The organism is Citrobacter sp. Igbk 16 (assembly GCF_028069755.1).
GTDB lineage: Bacteria > Pseudomonadota > Gammaproteobacteria > Enterobacterales > Enterobacteriaceae > Citrobacter.
Genome location: NZ_JANEWJ010000010.1, coordinates 1 through 18,473 on the forward strand (window position 1 = coordinate 1; position 18,473 = coordinate 18,473).

At 51.4% G+C, this 18,473-nt stretch carries 15 protein-coding genes; 13 read left to right on the forward strand and 2 right to left on the reverse strand.

Going from position 1 to position 18,473, the window contains the following annotated elements; translation table 11 throughout:
* Window positions 1–223 precede the first annotated feature (223 nt).
* Window positions 224–1,984 carry a 30S ribosomal protein S12 methylthiotransferase accessory factor YcaO gene (gene ycaO, locus NNO03_RS08795; RefSeq protein WP_271449311.1) on the reverse strand — a complete coding sequence of 587 codons (1,761 nt, stop codon included), beginning with the start codon at window positions 1,982–1,984 and terminating at the stop codon, window positions 224–226.
* Window positions 1,985–2,430: 446 nt separating this feature from the next.
* Here ycaO and serC point away from each other — a divergent pair, with 446 nt between their 5' ends.
* From serC to NNO03_RS08855, 12 genes are all read left to right on the forward strand, one after another.
* Window positions 2,431–3,519, forward strand: coding sequence for a 3-phosphoserine/phosphohydroxythreonine transaminase (gene serC, locus NNO03_RS08800; RefSeq protein WP_271449312.1), 1,089 nt, complete (start codon window positions 2,431–2,433; stop codon window positions 3,517–3,519).
* Between the two features lie 69 nt (window positions 3,520–3,588).
* Window positions 3,589–4,872 carry a 3-phosphoshikimate 1-carboxyvinyltransferase gene (gene aroA, locus NNO03_RS08805; protein WP_271449313.1) on the forward strand — a complete coding sequence of 428 codons (1,284 nt, stop codon included), beginning with the start codon at window positions 3,589–3,591 and terminating at the stop codon, window positions 4,870–4,872.
* Window positions 4,873–5,043: 171 nt separating this feature from the next.
* Window positions 5,044–5,727 (forward strand): (d)CMP kinase, encoded by a 684-nt coding sequence (gene cmk / locus NNO03_RS08810; protein ID WP_137382818.1) that lies wholly within the window; start codon window positions 5,044–5,046, stop codon window positions 5,725–5,727.
* Window positions 5,728–5,840: 113 nt separating this feature from the next.
* Window positions 5,841–7,514 (forward strand): 30S ribosomal protein S1, encoded by a 1,674-nt coding sequence (gene rpsA / locus NNO03_RS08815; protein WP_003035776.1) that lies wholly within the window; start codon window positions 5,841–5,843, stop codon window positions 7,512–7,514.
* Window positions 7,515–7,797: 283 nt separating this feature from the next.
* Window positions 7,798–8,082 (forward strand): integration host factor subunit beta, encoded by a 285-nt coding sequence (gene ihfB, locus NNO03_RS08820; RefSeq protein ID WP_003035780.1) that lies wholly within the window; start codon window positions 7,798–7,800, stop codon window positions 8,080–8,082.
* Window positions 8,083–8,288: 206 nt separating this feature from the next.
* Complete coding sequence (locus NNO03_RS08825) at window positions 8,289–10,553, forward strand: ComEC family protein (protein ID WP_271449314.1); 2,265 nt, start codon at window positions 8,289–8,291, stop codon at window positions 10,551–10,553.
* A gap of 36 nt (window positions 10,554–10,589) precedes the next feature.
* Window positions 10,590–12,338, forward strand: a complete 1,749-nt coding sequence (gene msbA, locus NNO03_RS08830) for a lipid A ABC transporter ATP-binding protein/permease MsbA (RefSeq protein ID WP_271449315.1) — start codon at window positions 10,590–10,592, stop codon at window positions 12,336–12,338.
* Window positions 12,335–13,312: a tetraacyldisaccharide 4'-kinase gene (gene lpxK, locus NNO03_RS08835; protein ID WP_271449316.1), complete on the forward strand. Its 978-nt coding sequence runs from the start codon at window positions 12,335–12,337 to the stop codon at window positions 13,310–13,312. Before msbA ends, lpxK begins: the two co-directional genes overlap by 4 nt.
* Before the next feature lie 41 nt (window positions 13,313–13,353).
* Window positions 13,354–14,586, forward strand: coding sequence for a winged helix-turn-helix domain-containing protein (locus NNO03_RS08840; RefSeq protein WP_271449317.1), 1,233 nt, complete (start codon window positions 13,354–13,356; stop codon window positions 14,584–14,586).
* 51 nt (window positions 14,587–14,637) lie between these two features.
* Entirely contained in the window at window positions 14,638–14,820 is a 183-nt protein-coding gene (gene ycaR, locus NNO03_RS08845) for a protein YcaR (protein ID WP_003035793.1), read from the forward strand.
* A complete protein-coding gene (gene kdsB / locus NNO03_RS08850) occupies window positions 14,817–15,563 on the forward strand; it encodes a 3-deoxy-manno-octulosonate cytidylyltransferase (RefSeq protein ID WP_016152452.1) in 747 nt (248 codons plus the stop codon). The genes ycaR and kdsB overlap by 4 nt, the downstream gene beginning before the upstream one ends.
* A 217-nt stretch (window positions 15,564–15,780) precedes the next feature.
* Complete coding sequence (locus NNO03_RS08855; protein ID WP_137382824.1) at window positions 15,781–16,674, forward strand: YcbJ family phosphotransferase; 894 nt, start codon at window positions 15,781–15,783, stop codon at window positions 16,672–16,674.
* Between the two features lie 117 nt (window positions 16,675–16,791).
* On the opposite strand, the gene elyC is transcribed toward NNO03_RS08855, so the two are convergent.
* Window positions 16,792–17,556: an envelope biogenesis factor ElyC gene (elyC, locus tag NNO03_RS08860; RefSeq protein WP_271449318.1), complete on the reverse strand. Its 765-nt coding sequence runs from the start codon at window positions 17,554–17,556 to the stop codon at window positions 16,792–16,794.
* 135 nt (window positions 17,557–17,691) lie between these two features.
* Here elyC and cmoM point away from each other — a divergent pair, with 135 nt between their 5' ends.
* On the forward strand, window positions 17,692–18,471 hold the full coding sequence (gene cmoM / locus NNO03_RS08865; RefSeq protein WP_271449319.1) for a tRNA uridine 5-oxyacetic acid(34) methyltransferase CmoM: 780 nt from the start codon (window positions 17,692–17,694) through the stop codon (window positions 18,469–18,471).
* The last annotated feature ends 2 nt before the right edge of the window (window positions 18,472–18,473 follow it).

Sequence of the window (18,473 nt, forward strand, 5' to 3'; positions counted from 1 at the left end):
GAATTTTTTCTTTATGCCTCCAGTTGGACGGTTAATTAAAATGGAGTAATTGAGATAAATAGCGACATTAATAAACCAAAATTTTTAATATCAACTACTAATATTTAACCTTGCTTTTACATTTATTTTTGAGTAGACAAAAATAAAAAAACAGGGCGCTTAAAGCGCCCCGTAATATAGCCCAGACAATACGTTTAGCCTACTCAACATAGGCTGTTTGCCACTATTTTGACCAGTGCGCTGCTTTCGCGCGTTGCAGCTTCTCATAGGCTTTCAGCAGAGACTGATGTGCCGGGAAAGCCTGCAGATCGCTATCAACTGTTTGTAATCCGTAGAATGGCGCTTCTCCGCTCATTGCTGCACTTGCTGCTTCAACTGCCTCTGCACCGTACATACGAACAAATGCGTTAAGATACTGCAGCGGCTGGCGGTCCTCTTCTTGTGACAACAGCAGCAGAGTTTGCAGGCAACGGTAATAGTTTGCGCGTTCAGCACTAAAGACGGATGCGTTAAATTCCATTGTCCATTCCGTCCAGATCAGTGCCTGCTCAAGGTCACCACCCGCCAGAGCCAGCATTACTTTGAGTTCGCCAATGCGCAGGGTATACCAGCCATTATCCGCACCGGTCGCCAAACCCAGAAGCTCACGTACGCGAGTGAAGTCGTCAAACCCTTCTTCATCCAGCTGTGCGAGCAGGTTGAGGTAGTCTTCTTTTTCCCATTCGCTACCCGGCAGAGACAGAATAGTGTCGCGCAGATGCGCGCCCATGCTGTTGTTGGCTAACCACAAATCTTCTGCTGGGTAGATGTCAGACATACCCGGAACGATAATGCGGCAAGCGTAAACGCTCAGATGCTCGTAGTCGGCGATGTAGACTTCTTTATCTTCCGCTTTGAAGATGGTCATCAGGGTTGCAAACTCTTCTTCCGTTGTACCGGAGAAATTCCAGTCAACGAACGGGTAATCGGCATCCTGCTTGAACAGATCCCAGGAGATCAGACCGCTGGAATCGATGAAGTGCGTTTCGAGGTTAGTGTGCTCAGCCACTTCTTCATCGTCGAAGGTTGGGGGGGTGAAGACATCAAGATCTTTCAGACCACGGCCCTGCAACAGCTCAGTGACGGTACGCTCCAGTGCAACACCGAAATCCGGGTGCGCACCGAAAGAGGCAAAACAGGTACCGTTAGCCGGGTTGAACAGTACAACGCAGATAACCGGGTATTTGCCGCCCAGCGAGCCGTCGTACGCGAAGATTGGAAATCCTTCGGCCTCCAGCTTTGCAATGGATTCAACGACTGCCGGGTAACGCGCCATCACTTCGGCCGGAATTTCCGGCAGGCTGATACTTTCCGCGATAATGCGGTTCTTCACATAGCGCTCAAAAACTTCAGACAGCCCCTGAACACGGGCTTCATTCGGTGTGTTACCTGCAGACATACCGTTAGATACGTACAGGTTACCGATAATGTTCATCGGAATGTAAACGGTCTGATTATCTGACTGGCGGGTAAACGGCAGGCCGCAAACGCCGCGTTCTTCATTGCCGGATTGCAGATCGATAAGCATGCTACCGGTCAGTTCATTGTCTGGATCGTAGAATGCACGCAGACGCGCATCCAGCAAACCTTCAGGTACGTCATCATCTTCAGTCAGTGGGAACCATTTTTCGTTCGGGTAATGTACGAACGGGCCGTTAGCGATGGTTTCGCCCAGCCAGAAATCCGCAAAGAAGTAATTCGTGGACAGACGCTCAAAATATTCGCCCAGTGCGGAAGCCAGCGCCGCTTTTTTCGTCGCACCTTTACCGTTGGTAAAGCACAGCGCGCATTCTTTGTCGCGAATATGTACAGACCAGACGTTAGGAACGGGATTCAACCATGAGGCTTCTTCAATTTGAAAACCGAGGTCGAGTAATTTTTGCTGGAAGCGAGCGATGGAATCTTCCAGTGCGGCATCTTTGCCGGGGATAAATGTTTGCGTCATGAAAATCACTTTTGTCGTACGGAAAGCGCGCAATGATACGGGTTTTCAATGAATGGCGCTATCGCCGCTGGAGCCTCGGCGTAAATAAAGCCTTTGATTCACACCGTAGCGTGTTCAGTCGAATGTTTGCGGACTATCTGCTGAAGGGAAGGGGGGCTTCTTTCTTTATATATCTCTGCGCTATGCAAAACCAGAATGGTCGCAGGTCGGTTGGGCAAAACGCGCCTCCTGATAGCGAAAATCTCGGTTTTTATCCGTCAATCCGATAGATTCTGTTGTGTGACGCATCGCTCATTTTTGCCCTGGCCAGTTTTACCCATTGCGGCGCGTGTCACTGAATGATAAAACCGATATCCACAGGAATAACTTATACCCAATGTCTGTCACAGGAATTATCGTAAACGACAGGATGTTGATTGGATAACAACACAACGTGGTGAGGGGAAATGGCTCAGGTCTTCAATTTTAGTTCAGGTCCGGCAATGCTTCCGGCGGAAGTACTTAAACTGGCTCAACAGGATCTTTGTGACTGGAACGGTCTTGGCACGTCGGTGATGGAAATTAGCCACCGAGGCAAAGAGTTTATCCAGGTTGCAGAGGAAGCGGAGCAGGATTTTCGCGATCTTCTCAGTATCCCCTCCAACTATAAAGTGTTGTTCTGCCATGGCGGTGGTCGCGGGCAGTTCGCGGGTATCCCGTTAAATATTCTGGGTGATAAAACCACCGCGGATTACGTCGATGCCGGTTATTGGGCCGCCAGTGCAATTAAAGAAGCGAAAAAATACTGCACGCCAAACGTTATTGATGCCAAAGTCACCGTTGATGGCCTGCGCGCTGTTAAGCCGATGAGCGAATGGCTGCTTTCTGACAACGCGGCATATCTGCACTATTGCCCGAACGAAACCATCGACGGTATCGCGATTGATGAAACGCCGAATTTTGCCAGCAATGTGGTCGTCACGGCGGATCTGTCTTCTACCATTCTTTCCGCGCCGCTTGATGTTAGCCGCTATGGCGTTATCTACGCGGGTGCGCAGAAAAATATTGGCCCTGCGGGGCTGACCATTGTCATCGTACGTGAAGATTTACTGGGTAAAGCCCACGTGTCTTGCCCGTCGATCCTTGACTATACCGTACTGAATGACAACGACTCCATGTTTAACACGCCACCGACCTTTGCCTGGTATCTGTCAGGCCTGGTCTTTAAATGGCTGAAAAAACAGGGCGGTGTCAGTGCAATGGATAAAATTAACCAGCAAAAAGCAGAACTGCTGTACGGCGTGATTGATAACAGTGATTTCTACCGCAACGATGTGGCGAAGTCGAACCGTTCACGCATGAACGTACCGTTCCAGTTGGCTGACAGCGCGCTCGATAAACTCTTCCTGGAAGAGTCGTTTGCTGCGGGTCTGCATGCACTGAAGGGACACCGTGTGGTTGGCGGAATGCGGGCTTCAATCTATAACGCTATGCCGCTGGAAGGCGTAAAAGCACTGACCGATTTCATGGTCGATTTCGAGCGTCGCCGCGGCTAATCTGCTGTACTTTTCATCCCCACAGCCAGCCTGTGGGGTTTTTATGTCTGTTTTTGAGAGTTGAGTTTCATGGAATCCCTGACGTTACAACCCATTGCGCGGGTGGATGGCACCATCAATCTGCCTGGATCCAAAAGTGTTTCTAACCGCGCTTTGCTGCTGGCTGCATTAGCAAATGGCACCACTGTCCTGACAAACCTGCTGGACAGTGATGATGTCCGCCATATGCTGAATGCGCTGAATGCGTTGGGGATTAGCTATACCCTTTCGGCCGATCGTACCCGCTGTGAAATTACGGGGAATGGTGGTCCGCTGCATGCCGAAGGTGCTGTAGAGCTGTTCCTTGGTAACGCCGGAACCGCAATGCGCCCGCTGGCCGCAGCTCTGTGCCTGGGCAGCAATGATATCGTGTTGACGGGTGAACCGCGCATGAAAGAGCGCCCGATTGGCCATCTGGTTGATGCGCTGCACCAGGGCGGAGCGAATATTGAATACCTGGAGCAGGAAAACTATCCGCCTTTACGTCTGCGTGGTGGCTTCGACGGAGGACAGGTTGAGGTAGACGGCAGCGTTTCCAGCCAGTTCCTGACCGCGCTGCTGATGACGGCACCGCTGGCACCGCAGGATACGACGATCGCGATTAAAGGCGATCTGGTGTCAAAACCGTACATCGACATCACGCTGAACCTGATGAAAACGTTTGGTGTTGACATTGAAAACCAGAACTACCAGCGTTTTGTCGTACAAGGCAACCAACAATACCAGTCTCCGGGCGCTTATCTGGTAGAAGGCGATGCTTCATCGGCCTCGTACTTTCTCGCGGCTGGCGCGATCAAAGGCGGTACGGTGAAGGTTACCGGAATTGGGCGTCATAGCATGCAGGGTGATATTCGCTTTGCCGATGTGCTGGAAAAAATGGGCGCGACCGTGACATGGGGTGATGATTTTATTGCCTGTACTCGCGGTGAGTTGAACGCTGTTGATATGGATATGAATCATATTCCTGATGCGGCAATGACCATTGCGACCGCTGCGCTGTTTGCAAAGGGCACAACGACTTTACGGAACATTTACAACTGGCGTGTCAAAGAGACTGACCGTCTGTTTGCTATGGCAACCGAGCTACGGAAAGTGGGTGCGGAAGTTGAAGAGGGGCATGATTTTATCCGTATCACTCCGCCGGTTAAGCTGCAGTTTGCGGATATTGCGACCTATAACGATCACCGTATGGCGATGTGTTTCTCGCTGGTGGCGCTGTCTGACACACCCGTTACCATTCTTGACCCGAAATGTACCGCGAAAACCTTCCCGGATTACTTCGAACAATTGGCCCGTATCAGCACACCTGCCTGACTTTATTGCCGCATCTTCGGGTGCGGCACATTCCGTCATCTCCGATTGCCCATTTATTCTACACTCAGCTTCAATGAGTCTGTATTTTTCACACAAAGATAACGTTCGTAGACGTTGGCGCGTATAATGCGCGGCGTTCACGTTAACGTATGCCTGTTTAAGGAGAAAAAGATGACGGCAATTGCCCCGGTTATTACCATTGATGGCCCAAGTGGTGCAGGTAAAGGCACCTTGTGCAAGGCAATGGCGGAAGCATTGCAGTGGCATCTGTTAGATTCAGGCGCGATCTACCGTGTACTGGCTCTTGCGGCGTTGCATCATCATGTTGATGTGACTTCTGAAGATGCTCTGGTACCGCTTGCATCGCATCTGGATGTGCGTTTTATCTCAACAGACGGCAATCTGGAAGTTATTCTGGAAGGCGAAGATGTCAGTGGTGAAATCCGCACTCAGGAAGTGGCAAATGCCGCATCCCAGGTGGCTGCATTTCCCCGTGTGCGCGAAGCGCTTTTGCGCCGCCAACGTGCCTTCCGCGAAGCACCTGGCCTGATCGCTGACGGACGCGATATGGGCACGGTGGTATTCCCTGATGCGCCAGTAAAAATTTTTCTGGACGCCTCCTCGCAAGAACGTGCGCATCGACGTATGCTACAGTTGCAGGAGAAGGGCTTTAGTGTTAACTTTGAACGCCTTTTGGCCGAGATCGAAGAACGCGATGATCGTGATCGCAACCGTGCTGTAGCGCCGCTGGTTCCCGCTGCTGATGCTTTAGTTTTGGATTCAACCCGATTAAGCATTGAGCAAGTGATTGAAAAAGCGTTACAATACGCGCGCCAAAAACTGGCTCTCGCATAAGTGCGACCGAATTTGCAGTACCCCCGTTGCAATGGATTGACAGCGGGTATGTTAAACAACCCCATCCGGCATGGAGCCAGGTGGACGTTAAATATGAAACCTGAAGATTAAACATGACTGAATCTTTTGCTCAACTGTTTGAAGAATCCTTAAAAGAAATCGAAACCCGTCCGGGTTCCATCGTTCGTGGTGTTGTTGTTGCTATCGACAAAGACGTAGTACTGGTTGACGCCGGTCTGAAATCTGAGTCCGCCATTCCGGCAGAGCAGTTCAAAAACGCCCAGGGCGAGCTGGAAATCCAGGTTGGTGACGAAGTTGACGTTGCTCTGGATGCAGTAGAAGACGGCTTCGGTGAAACCCTGCTGTCCCGTGAAAAAGCTAAACGTCACGAAGCTTGGATCACGCTGGAAAAAGCTTACGAAGAAGCTGCAACCGTTACTGGTGTTATCAATGGCAAAGTCAAGGGTGGCTTCACTGTTGAGCTGAATGGTATTCGCGCGTTCCTGCCGGGTTCCCTGGTAGACGTTCGTCCGGTCCGCGACACGCTGCACCTGGAAGGCAAAGAGCTTGAATTCAAAGTCATCAAGCTGGATCAGAAGCGTAACAACGTTGTTGTTTCCCGTCGTGCCGTTATCGAATCCGAAAACAGCGCAGAACGCGATCAGCTGCTGGAAAACCTGCAGGAAGGCATGGAAGTTAAAGGTATCGTTAAGAACCTCACTGACTACGGTGCATTCGTTGATCTGGGTGGCGTTGACGGCCTGCTGCACATCACCGACATGGCATGGAAACGCGTTAAGCATCCGAGCGAAATCGTAAACGTTGGCGACGAAATCACTGTTAAAGTGCTGAAGTTCGACCGCGAGCGTACTCGTGTATCTCTGGGCCTGAAACAGCTGGGCGAAGATCCATGGGTAGCTATCGCTAAGCGTTATCCGGAAGGTACCAAACTGACTGGCCGCGTGACCAACCTGACCGACTACGGCTGCTTCGTTGAAATCGAAGAAGGCGTTGAAGGCCTGGTTCACGTTTCCGAAATGGATTGGACCAACAAAAACATCCACCCGTCCAAAGTTGTTAACGTTGGCGACGTAGTGGAAGTTATGGTTCTGGATATCGACGAAGAACGTCGTCGTATCTCCCTGGGTCTGAAGCAGTGCAAAAACAACCCATGGCAGCAGTTCGCGGAAACCCACAACAAGGGCGACCGTGTTGAAGGTAAAATCAAGTCTATCACTGACTTCGGTATCTTCATCGGCCTGGACGGCGGCATCGACGGCCTGGTTCACCTGTCTGACATCTCCTGGAACGTTGCAGGCGAAGAAGCAGTACGTGAATACAAAAAAGGCGACGAAATCGCAGCAGTTGTTCTGCAGGTTGATGCAGAACGTGAGCGTATCTCTCTGGGCGTTAAACAGCTCGCAGAAGATCCGTTCAACAACTGGGTTGCACTGAACAAGAAAGGCGCAATCGTAAACGGTAAAGTCACTGCAGTTGACGCTAAAGGCGCAACCGTAGAACTGGCTGACGGCGTTGAAGGTTACCTGCGCGCTTCTGAAGCTTCCCGCGACCGCGTTGAAGATGCAACTCTGGTTCTGAGCGTAGGCGACGACGTTGAAGCTAAATTCACCGGCGTTGATCGTAAGAACCGTGCAATCAGCCTGTCTGTTCGTGCTAAAGACGAAGCTGATGAGAAAGATGCAATCGCAACTGTTAACAAACAGGAAGATGCAAACTTCTCTAACAACGCAATGGCTGAAGCTTTCAAAGCAGCTAAAGGCGAGTAATATCGAGTACTCTATACCCTAAATAATTCGAGTTGCAGGAAGGCGGCAAGGGAGCGAATCCCCAGGAGCTTACTTCAGTAAGTGATTGGGGTGAACGAGCGTAGCCAACGCACATGCAGCTTGAAGTATGACGGGTATAATCCTTTGTGCTATTAACAGCACAAAGGGTGACGAGTAGCTTGACAGATTACAGGATTCGTCCTGTAATCAATGACAAAGGGCGGCTACGGCCGCCCTTAATCAATGCAGCAGCTAATTTTGCCTTTAAGGAACCGGAGGAATCATGACCAAGTCAGAATTGATTGAAAGACTTGCAACCCAGCAACCTCATATTCCCGCGAAAGCGGTTGAAGATGCAGTAAAAGAGATGCTGGAACATATGGCCTCGACTCTTGCGCAGGGCGAGCGTATTGAAATCCGCGGTTTCGGTAGTTTTTCTTTGCATTACCGCGCACCACGCACCGGACGTAATCCGAAGACTGGCGATAAAGTGGATCTGGAAGGAAAATATGTTCCGCACTTTAAACCGGGTAAAGAACTGCGCGATCGCGCCAATATTTACGGTTAAGTCCTCAGCAAGACTTAGCTCCGAGAAAAGCACCTGTATGGGTGCTTTTTTCATTTTTACCTCTCTGTACTGGAATCGCTCTCCCAACCTGGTTGTATGTTACATCTGCAGTTAAATAACAGCGGAATGCACCTCGTTTACCGGTAAATAGTTGCCAGACATCTGCTGAGTTGTCCTGCACACTCTCTGTCACAGGGAGGTGTCATATGAAAATAACAACAATCAGTACGTGTGCGTTATGCGGCATTCTCCCGCTGACGGTATTACCCGTATTACCTGACATGCTGTGTGTCAGCTTTGTATTTGGTCTGGCGTGTCTGCTTTGTCTCATTCCTCATCGATATATGCATTACGTCGGATTAGTCCTGCTGTTTTTCCTGTGGGGAATACTGGCAGCGAAAGAGGTTCTCTGGGCTGGGGATACGCTCCCGGCCAAAACGCAGCAGGCTATCGTTCAAATAACCGGGACCGACAATATGACCACGCACTACGGTCAGATTACACACCTTCAGGGGAGACGGATATTTCCTGCCGTTGGCGTCGTCCTGTATGGGCAGTACTTACCCGGCGATGTTTGCGCAGGTCAGACATGGGCGATGACGCTGAAAGTTCGCGCTGTGCATGGGCAACTGAATGAAGGTGGATTTGATAGCCAGCGCTATGCATTGGCACAGCATCAGCCGCTGACGGGGCGTTTTCTGCAGGCCTCAGTGATTACGCCGCAATGCAGTCTGCGTGCACGTTATCTCTCCTCGCTAAAAACCACGCTTGCCGCCTATCCCTGGCAGCAAGTCATACTGGGGTTAGGGATGGGGGAACGTTTGTCTGTATCGCAGGCGGTAAAAAATATAATGCGTGATACCGGAACAGCACATTTGATGGCTATTTCCGGGCTGCATATTGCTTTTGCCGCACTCCTCGCTGGCGGACTGATACGCGGTGGACAATTTTTTATGCCGGCACGCTGGATCTGCTGGCAGGCTCCGCTAGTCGGGGGTGTGCTCTGCGCTGTATTTTATGCCTGGCTGACGGGGCTGCAGCCACCGGCATTACGCACGGTCACCGCGCTAATGGTATGGGGGGGACTAAAACTAAGCGGCAGGCAGTGGAGTGGCTGGGCAGTCTGGATTACCTGCCTGGCAGCAATTGTGGTAGTGGATCCGGTCGCGGTGCTTTCACAAAGCCTGTGGTTGTCTGCTTTCGCCGTAGCGGCGCTGATATTCTGGTATCAGTGGATGCCGATGCCGTACTGGCCACTCCCGCGTATCGGGCGTGCAGCACTGGCGCTTGCTCATCTTCAGTTGGGTATTACGGTGCTGCTTCTGCCTGTCCAAATCGCATTATTTCACGGTATTAGCCTGACCTCATTCTTGGCCAATTTATTTGCGGTACCGCTGGTCACATTTGTTTCAGTTCCCCTGATATTAGCGGGAATGGTCGTGCATTTAACCGGTCAGGTGATGATTGAGGCGGGATTGTGGTATTTCGCTGACCGTTCTCTGGCACTGTTATTTTGGGGACTCAATAGCTTACCGGAAGGATGGATCAACATTGATGGACGTTGGCAATGGCTTGCGCTGTCCCCATGGCTGACGCTTATTGCATGGCGATTAAAAGCATGGAAAACGCTACCGGTTGCCTGTTTTACCGGACTTTTGTTATTGAGTGGACCATTCTGGAGAACACCCCGCGCTGATTTGTGGCAGGTCCATATGCTGGATGTAGGGCAGGGACTGGCAATGGTGATTGTCCGTAATGGTAAAGCGATTCTCTATGATACCGGATTGGCCTGGCCAGAGGGCGATAGTGCGCAGCAGTTGATCATTCCCTGGCTACGTTGGCACAACCTGGAACCGCAAGGGGTAATTCTAAGCCACGAACATTTGGATCACCGGGGAGGGTTGCAATCACTACAGCAAGCCTGGCCGTCGCTGTGGATTAGAAGTCCGTTGGGCTGGAAAGGTCATCTCCCTTGTTTTCGCGGGGAACGCTGGCAGTGGCAGGGATTAACATTTAGCGCACATTGGCCAGTCAGTGGAAATAAAGAGCAGGGGAATAACCATTCCTGTGTGGTAAAGGTGGATGACGGACATCAGAGTATTCTTCTGACAGGTGATATTGAATCCCCAGCTGAACAAAAAATGCTAAGTCACTACTGGCAGCATCTGCAGGCTACGTTTGTGCAGGTTCCACACCATGGGAGTAACACGTCATCCTCATTGGCGCTAGTTCAACGCATTGGTGGACAGGCCGCAATAGCCTCTGCATCCCGCTACAATGCCTGGCGTCTACCGTCATGGAAAGTCCGGCAGCGTTACCGGCAACAAAATTACCAGTGGCTGGACACACCCCACCAGGGGCAAATCACGCTGGATATTTATCAAAAAAGTTGGCGAATACGCAGTTTACGGGATCAGATTTTACCCCGTTGGTATCATCAGTGGTTTGGCGTGTTGGAGGATAACGGGTAGAATATGCGGCTATTCTAACAAATGCTGGTTTTTTGAATGCATAACGATAAAGATCTCTCTACGTGGCAGACGTTTCGCCGACTATGGCCAACCATAGCGCCTTTTAAATCGGGTCTGATCGTGGCGGGTATAGCGTTAGTCCTTAACGCGGCCAGCGATACCTTCATGTTATCGCTCCTCAAGCCATTACTGGATGATGGTTTTGGTAAAACCGATCGCTCTGTGCTGCTGTGGATGCCGCTGGTGGTCATTGGGCTGATGATAGTTCGTGGTATTACGAGCTATGTCTCCAGCTACTGTATTTCATGGGTGTCAGGCAAAGTGGTCATGACCATGCGCCGCCGCCTGTTTGGTCATATGATGGGCATGCCTGTCGCCTTTTTTGATAAACAGTCCACCGGTACGCTGCTGTCTCGTATTACCTATGATTCAGAGCAGGTCGCGTCTTCGTCTTCCGGCGCATTGATCACTGTGGTACGTGAAGGGGCCTCAATTATTGGCCTGTTTATCATGATGTTCTACTACAGTTGGCAGCTGTCATTGATCCTGATTGTGCTGGCACCCATCGTGTCGGTGGCCATTCGCGTGGTCTCCAAGCGTTTTCGTAACATCAGTAAAAACATGCAAAACACCATGGGGCAGGTTACCACCAGTGCAGAGCAGATGCTGAAAGGCCACAAAGAAGTGTTGATTTTTGGTGGTCAGGAAGTTGAAACCAAGCGTTTTGATAAAGTCAGCAACAAGATGCGTTTGCAGGGGATGAAGATGGTTTCTGCCTCTTCTATCTCCGATCCTATCATCCAGTTGATCGCTTCTCTGGCTCTGGCTTTCGTGTTATATGCGGCCAGTTTCCCAAGCGTGATGGAAAACCTGACGGCAGGGACAATTACCGTTGTCTTCTCTTCAATGATCGCCCTGATGCGTCCGCTGAAATCACTGACTAACGTCAATGCACAGTTCCAGCGCGGTATGGCGGCATGCCAGACCTTATTTACGATTCTGGATAGCGAACAAGAGAAAGATGAAGGTAAACGCGTCATTGAACGCGCTTCCGGCGATCTGGAGTTCCGTAATGTGACCTTTACCTACCCGGGCCGTGACATTCCTGCGTTACGTAACATCAACTTGAATATTCCGGCGGGCAAAACCGTTGCCCTGGTTGGACGTTCTGGTTCTGGTAAATCCACCATCGCCAGCCTGATTACGCGCTTCTACGATATTGATGAAGGGCAGATTCTAATGGATGGGCACGACCTGCGTGAATACACCCTGTCATCTCTGCGCGATCAGGTGGCGCTGGTATCGCAGAACGTTCACCTGTTCAATGATACGGTTGCCAACAATATCGCCTACGCACGTACCGATATGTATAGCCGTGAGCAGATCGAAAAAGCCGCACAGATGGCCTACGCCATGGATTTCATCAACAAGATGGATGATGGTCTGGATACGGTGATTGGCGAAAACGGCGTGCTGCTTTCAGGTGGTCAGCGCCAGCGTATCGCCATTGCTCGCGCTTTGCTGCGCGACAGCCCGATCCTGATCCTCGATGAAGCTACGTCGGCGCTGGATACCGAATCTGAACGCGCGATTCAGTCTGCACTTGATGAGCTACAGAAAAACCGTACTTCTCTGGTTATTGCCCACCGCCTTTCTACCATTGAACAGGCAGACGAGATCATCGTGGTGGAAGACGGGCTGATTGTTGAGCGCGGAACTCATAGCGAACTGCTTGAGCAGCGTGGGGTTTATGCACAATTACATAAAATGCAATTTGGTCAATGATCGCACGTATCTGGTCCGGTGAATCGCCGTTATGGCGATTATTACTGCCACTTTCCTGGCTGTATGGTCTGGTGAGTGGCGGGATTCGTCTATGCTACAAGCTTGGGCTTAAACGTGCATGGCGTGCGCCAGTACCGGTGGTGGTGGTCGGTAATCTTACCGCAGGTGGCAATGGTAAAACACCGGTAGTCATCTGGCTGGTTGAGCAGCTGCAGCAACGCGGTATTCGTGTGGGCGTAGTGTCTCGCGGCTATGGCGGGAAAGCAGCGACTTATCCGCTATTGCTAACGGCAGACACCACTACTGCAGAAGCGGGTGATGAGCCTGTGCTTATCTTTCAACGTACCGGCGTACCCGTAGCGGTATCTCCGGTAAGATCGGATGCGGTAAAAGCGATCCTTGCTCATCATGATGTGCAGATCATTGTGACGGACGATGGGTTACAGCACTATCGTCTGGCTCGTGATGTTGAAATCGTGGTGATTGACGGTGTGCGTCGGTTTGGTAACGGCTGGTGGCTTCCTGCGGGTCCAATGCGTGAGCGTGCTGGTCGGCTGAAATCGGTGGATGCCACGATCGTTAATGGCGGCGTTGCGCGACCGGGTGAAATTCCCATGCATCTTGAGCCGGGACTGGCCGTTAATTTACGTACCGGTGAACGCCGCGATGTCGCGCAACTTCCTGATATTGTCGCCATGGCGGGTATCGGCCACCCACCCCGTTTTTTTGCCACGCTTGAGGCATGTGGTGCAAGGCCACAAAAATGTGTCGCACTGGCGGACCATCAGTCTCTGACCTACAGTGACGTCAGTGCGTTGTTAGCCGAAGGACAAACGCTGGTGATGACGGAAAAAGATGCCGTCAAATGCCGCGCATTTGCTGATGATAACTGGTGGTATTTACCCGTTGACGCACATCTGTCAGGCGAACGACCTGATGCGTTGCTGGATAGCTTAATCTCGCTGACTCGCTAACCGATTCAAGCTGCGGCAGCGGATCATTTATGAGGCCATAAATGTCGTTGCCGCACCTTTCTTTGACGGATGCCCGTCATCTTCACCTTGCTGCACAAGGTCTGCTGAAAAAAACACGTCGTCGGGCAACGCCGGCGGATATTCTGGCGACCATTTCTCGCATGTCCCTATTGCAAATCGATACCATCAATATTGTCGCGCGCAGTCCCTATCTGGTGCTGTTTAGCCGTTTGGGTGACTATTCCCCCCAATGGCTCGATGACGCCTTACTGCAGGGTGAACTGATGGAGTACTGGGCGCATGAAGCCTGTTTTTTACCGCGCAGCGACTTTATGCTGATACGCCATCGGATGTTGGCTCCGGAAAAAATGGGCTGGAAATACAAAGCGGCGTGGATGAAAGAACATGCACATGAAATTGAGCAACTGCTCCAGCACATCCAACATAACGGGCCGGTTCGTTCAGCCGATTTTGAGCATCCTCGTAAGGGCTCCAGCGGCTGGTGGGAATGGAAGCCGCATAAGCGTCATCTGGAAGGGCTTTTTACATCCGGGAAAGTGATGGTGGTGGAGCGGCGTAATTTTCAGCGAGTGTATGATTTAACGCAGCGCGTCATGCCTCATTGGGATGACGAGCGTGACCGGCTGTCGCAGGATGAAGCCGAAATTGTGATGCTGGATAATAGCGCTCGTAGTTTGGGTATTTTCCGTGAGCAGTGGTTGGCGGATTATTATCGACTGAAGCGCCCGGCGTTAAAAAACTGGTGCGATATGCGAAGGGAACAGCGACATATAATTCCTGTTGATGTAGAAGGGCTGGGCACCCTGTGGCTGCATAGCAACCTTCAGCCGCAACTGGAACTTGCTCTGGCAGGAAAGTTGACTGCCACTCACAGCGCTGTTTTATCCCCGTTTGACCCGGTGGTCTGGGATCGTAAACGGGCTGAACAGCTGTTTGATTTTAGCTACCGACTGGAATGCTATACGCCAGCGGCTAAACGTCAGTACGGCTATTTTGTCTTACCTCTGCTGCATCGCGGCCAGTTGGTTGGACGTATAGATGCCAAAATGCACCGTAAAACCGCTGTGCTGGAAGTCATTTCACTGTGGTTACAGGATGGCGTTAGGCCCGGGGTGACGCTACAAAAAGGCTTGCTCCAGGCCATCAGTGATTTTGCTCGCTGGCAGCAAGCGACGCGAGTGACATTGGGGGATTGCCCGGACGGTTTATTTGCTGACTCTCGGCACGGTTGGGAAATAGACCCAGCCTCTTAATTGATTATGTTAATATTTACGGATTCACAATCCGGTCCATCTGGAGGAACTATGGATCATCGTCTGCTTGAAATCATTGCCTGCCCGGTATGCAATGGAAAACTCTGGTTTAACCAGGAAAAACAGGAACTGATTTGTAAACTGGATAACCTTGCTTTCCCACTGCGCGATGGCATTCCCGTTTTGCTGGAAACCGAAGCCCGTGTTCTGACTGCTGATGAGAGTAAATCATGAGTTTTGTGGTCATTATTCCCGCGCGTTATGCATCCACGCGTTTGCCGGGTAAGCCGCTGCTGGATATCAACGGCAAGCCTATGATTGTGCATGTGCTGGAGCGAGCGCGTGAATCTGGCGCTGAGCGTATTATTGTTGCCACCGATCATGAAGATGTCGCTCGCGCGGTAGAAGCGGTGGGTGGCGAAGTGTGCATGACACGTGCCGATCACCAGTCTGGCACGGAGCGACTGGCGGAAGTTGTCGAAAAATGTGGTTTTAGCGATGATACCGTTATCGTGAACGTACAGGGCGATGAGCCGATGATCCCGGCGGTCATTATTCGTCAGGTGGCAGAAAATCTGGCGCAACGTCAGGTTGGAATGGCGACGCTGGCAGCCCCCATTCATAGCGCGGAAGAAGCGTTTAATCCGAATGCGGTAAAAGTTGTGCTGGATGCCGAAGGCTATGCACTCTATTTTTCCCGTGCGACGATCCCATGGGATCGTGACCGTTTTGCCAAAAGCCTCGAAACGGTGGGCGATACCTTCCTGCGTCACCTGGGCATTTACGGTTATCGCGCCGGATTTATTCGCCGTTATGTAAACTGGCAGCCGAGCCCGCTTGAGCATATTGAAATGCTGGAACAACTGCGTGTGCTGTGGTACGGCGAAAAAATTCACGTCGCCGTTGCCAAGGAAGTTCCTGGCACAGGGGTTGATACCGCTGAAGATCTTGAGCGTGTTCGCGCTGAGATGCGTTAGTTTTTCTCACGATTCTCCATCAAGATACGCTGAATAATTTAAGTTGCAGGAGGCTTTACTCACCTGCAGCTTGAAGTATGACGCGTATTTTTGGGAGGCGTATCGTATCGTTACGCTTTTCCTCCACTTTTCTTTTCATCAATTGATCTCATCCGGGTGACATCTGTCTGCACGACGCTCATTATGAAAGCAGTAGCATTTATGAGGGCAATATGAAATGGAACAGTTGCGTGCCGAACTCAGCCATCTGTTGGGTGAAAAACTCAGTCGTATTGAATGCGTAAATGAAAAAGTGGATACGGCCCTGTGGTCACTGTATGACAGCCAGGGAAATCCGATGCCACTGATGGCGAGAAGTTTCACCACACCGGGGATGGCGCAGCAGTTAGCCTGGAAAACTACCATGCTGGCACGCAGCGGGACGGTGCGTATGCCAGTCATTTATGGGGTCTTAACGCACGAAGAGCATCCCGGCCCTGATGTCCTGTTGCTTGAGCGTTTACGCGGTGTGCCGGTAGAAGCGCCTGCCCGAACCCCGGAACGCTGGGAGCATTTAAAAGATCAGATCGTGGAAGGCTTGCTGTCGTGGCACCGTCAGGACAGTCGTGGCTGTGTGGGGGCGGTGGACAATACGCAAGAGAATCTCTGGCCATCCTGGTATCGGCAGCGTGTTGAAGTGCTATGGAGCACGTTAAACCAGTTCAACAACACCGGACTGACGATGCAGGACAAGCGAATTTTGTTTCGTACCCGAGAATGCTTACCTGCCTTGTTTGAAGGCTTTAATGATAATTGCGTACTGATCCACGGTAATTTCAGTTTACGCAGTATGCTCAAAGACGCCCGTAGCGATCAGCTTCTGGCGATGGTGGGACCTGGCTTAATGCTGTGGGCACCGAGAGAGTATGAATTGTTCCGCTTGATGGACAATGCGCTGGCGGAAAGTCTGTTGTGGCAGTATTTACAACGCGCGCCGGTGGCGGAATCATTTATCTGGCGGCGCTGGCTATACGTGTTGTGGGATGAAGTTGCGCAACTGGTCAATACCGGACGTTTTAGCCGCTCTAACTTTGATCTGGCGACTAAATCTCTGTTGCCCTGGCTCGCCTGAGTAGCCGGTTGCGGCATTGCCGGATGGCAGCCTGAGCGCCTTATCCGGCCTACAATTGAGCGCTGAACACGCCGGCCTGATAAGACGCGTGAATGTCGCCATCAGGCAGCATTCCTGTCAATGTTCCGATCCCTTCAGCCACTGCCAGATGCGCCCTAACGTTTCGTAACCAACCCGATCGCTATGCATCAGCCAGACAGGCGAAGGAATTGCTCGCTCCCACGGATTGAGTGGTGAATCGATGGCCAGTTGATTGGCGGGTGCAGGCAAAGGATGCAGTCCGGCCTGCTGGAAGAAAATCATCGCACGCGGTAAGTGCGATGCGGATGTCACCAGCAGGAACGGCGCATCGCCAATAGCCTGTTTTACTGCAATCGCTTCTTCTTCGGTATCTTTAGGTTTATCCAGCGTAATGATCTCGCTGCGGGGGACGCCCAGCGACTGCGCCACGCGAGCACCGACTTCGGCCGTGCTGACGTTATTGGTTTTCGCGGCCGCGCCGGTAAAAATCAGCTTCGATCCGGGATTCGCCCGCCACAAACGAATACCTTCATTCAGACGCGGAAGACTATTATTGATGAGGTTAGAACTCGGCGCCCACTGCGGATTCCAGGTGTACCCCCCACCCAGCACCACGATGTAGTGCACTTTTTGTGTATCCTGCCAGGTAGGATAACTGTCCTCAAGCGGTTTCAGCAGACGATCGGCGACAGGCTGCAGGCTAAGCAGTAAAAGTGCGAGCCAACTCAGGCTGATACACACTTTCCCCGTTTTCTGAAAGCGGCTAAACCAGATCAACCCCAGGCCGATGCCCATCACAAGCAGTATCAACGGAAGCGGCAGCATCATACCGCCAATCACTTTCTTCAGCGTAAAAAGCATCCTTTTTGGTTCCTTTTTTAACCATATAGCAGGGGATCTGCAGCGATATTACACCAGGAAGGTTCATTCTCGGCGTGGGTGTGACAAAATAGCGGTTTTACTTAGTCGCCCTAAAGCCAGCCAGTGGAGAGCCCGATGCGGGATCGCAATTTTGATGACATTGCAGAGAAGTTTTCCCGTAACATTTACGGCACCACCAAAGGCCAATTAAGACAGGCTATTCTTTGGCAGGATTTGGATCGCTTACTGCCCACGCTCGATGAACAGAAATTACATATTCTGGATGCAGGGGGGGGCGAAGGGCAAACGGCCATCAAAATGGCGGAGCGCGGTCACTTCGTGACATTATGCGACCTGTCCGGTGAGATGATCGCCCGTGCGCAGCAGGCAGCAGAGGCAAAAGGTGTGAGCGGAAACATGCATTTCATACAATGCGCCGCTCAGGATGTTGCTGCGCATTTGGAAAGCCCGGTTGATCTGATATTGTTTCATGCTGTGCTGGAATGGGTGGCTGAACCAGTTTGCGTGCTGCAAACCCTGTGGTCGGTATTGCGTCCCGGCGGCGCGCTATCGTTAATGTTCTACAATGCTAACGGTCTGCTGATGCACAACATGGTCGCAGGGAATTTTGACTATGTGCAGGTTGGGATGCCAAAACGTAAAAAACGTACGCTTTCACCAGACTACCCGCGTGAACCAGGACAGGTTTATCAGTGGCTGGAAGAGATTGGTTGGCAGATAACCGGTAAGACAGGCGTACGCGTGTTTCATGATTATCTGCGAGATAAGCATCAACAGCGTGACGGTTATGAAATGTTACTTGAGTTAGAAACGCGCTATTGCCGCCAGGAGCCGTATATCAGCCTTGGTCGCTATATTCATGTCACCGCGCGCAAACCGCAGATGCAAGGATAACC

Coding starts and splice junctions, on each gene's coding strand:
- ycaO (WP_271449311.1), bottom strand. CDS start 1,984: ATGACGCAAACATTTATCCCCGGCAAAGATGCCGCACTGGAAGATTCC.
- serC (WP_271449312.1), top strand. CDS start 2,431: ATGGCTCAGGTCTTCAATTTTAGTTCAGGTCCGGCAATGCTTCCGGCG.
- aroA (WP_271449313.1), top strand. CDS start 3,589: ATGGAATCCCTGACGTTACAACCCATTGCGCGGGTGGATGGCACCATC.
- cmk (WP_137382818.1), top strand. CDS start 5,044: ATGACGGCAATTGCCCCGGTTATTACCATTGATGGCCCAAGTGGTGCA.
- rpsA (WP_003035776.1), top strand. CDS start 5,841: ATGACTGAATCTTTTGCTCAACTGTTTGAAGAATCCTTAAAAGAAATC.
- ihfB (WP_003035780.1), top strand. CDS start 7,798: ATGACCAAGTCAGAATTGATTGAAAGACTTGCAACCCAGCAACCTCAT.
- NNO03_RS08825 (WP_271449314.1), top strand. CDS start 8,289: ATGAAAATAACAACAATCAGTACGTGTGCGTTATGCGGCATTCTCCCG.
- msbA (WP_271449315.1), top strand. CDS start 10,590: ATGCATAACGATAAAGATCTCTCTACGTGGCAGACGTTTCGCCGACTA.
- lpxK (WP_271449316.1), top strand. CDS start 12,335: ATGATCGCACGTATCTGGTCCGGTGAATCGCCGTTATGGCGATTATTA.
- NNO03_RS08840 (WP_271449317.1), top strand. CDS start 13,354: ATGTCGTTGCCGCACCTTTCTTTGACGGATGCCCGTCATCTTCACCTT.
- ycaR (WP_003035793.1), top strand. CDS start 14,638: ATGGATCATCGTCTGCTTGAAATCATTGCCTGCCCGGTATGCAATGGA.
- kdsB (WP_016152452.1), top strand. CDS start 14,817: ATGAGTTTTGTGGTCATTATTCCCGCGCGTTATGCATCCACGCGTTTG.
- NNO03_RS08855 (WP_137382824.1), top strand. CDS start 15,781: ATGGAACAGTTGCGTGCCGAACTCAGCCATCTGTTGGGTGAAAAACTC.
- elyC (WP_271449318.1), bottom strand. CDS start 17,556: ATGCTTTTTACGCTGAAGAAAGTGATTGGCGGTATGATGCTGCCGCTT.
- cmoM (WP_271449319.1), top strand. CDS start 17,692: ATGCGGGATCGCAATTTTGATGACATTGCAGAGAAGTTTTCCCGTAAC.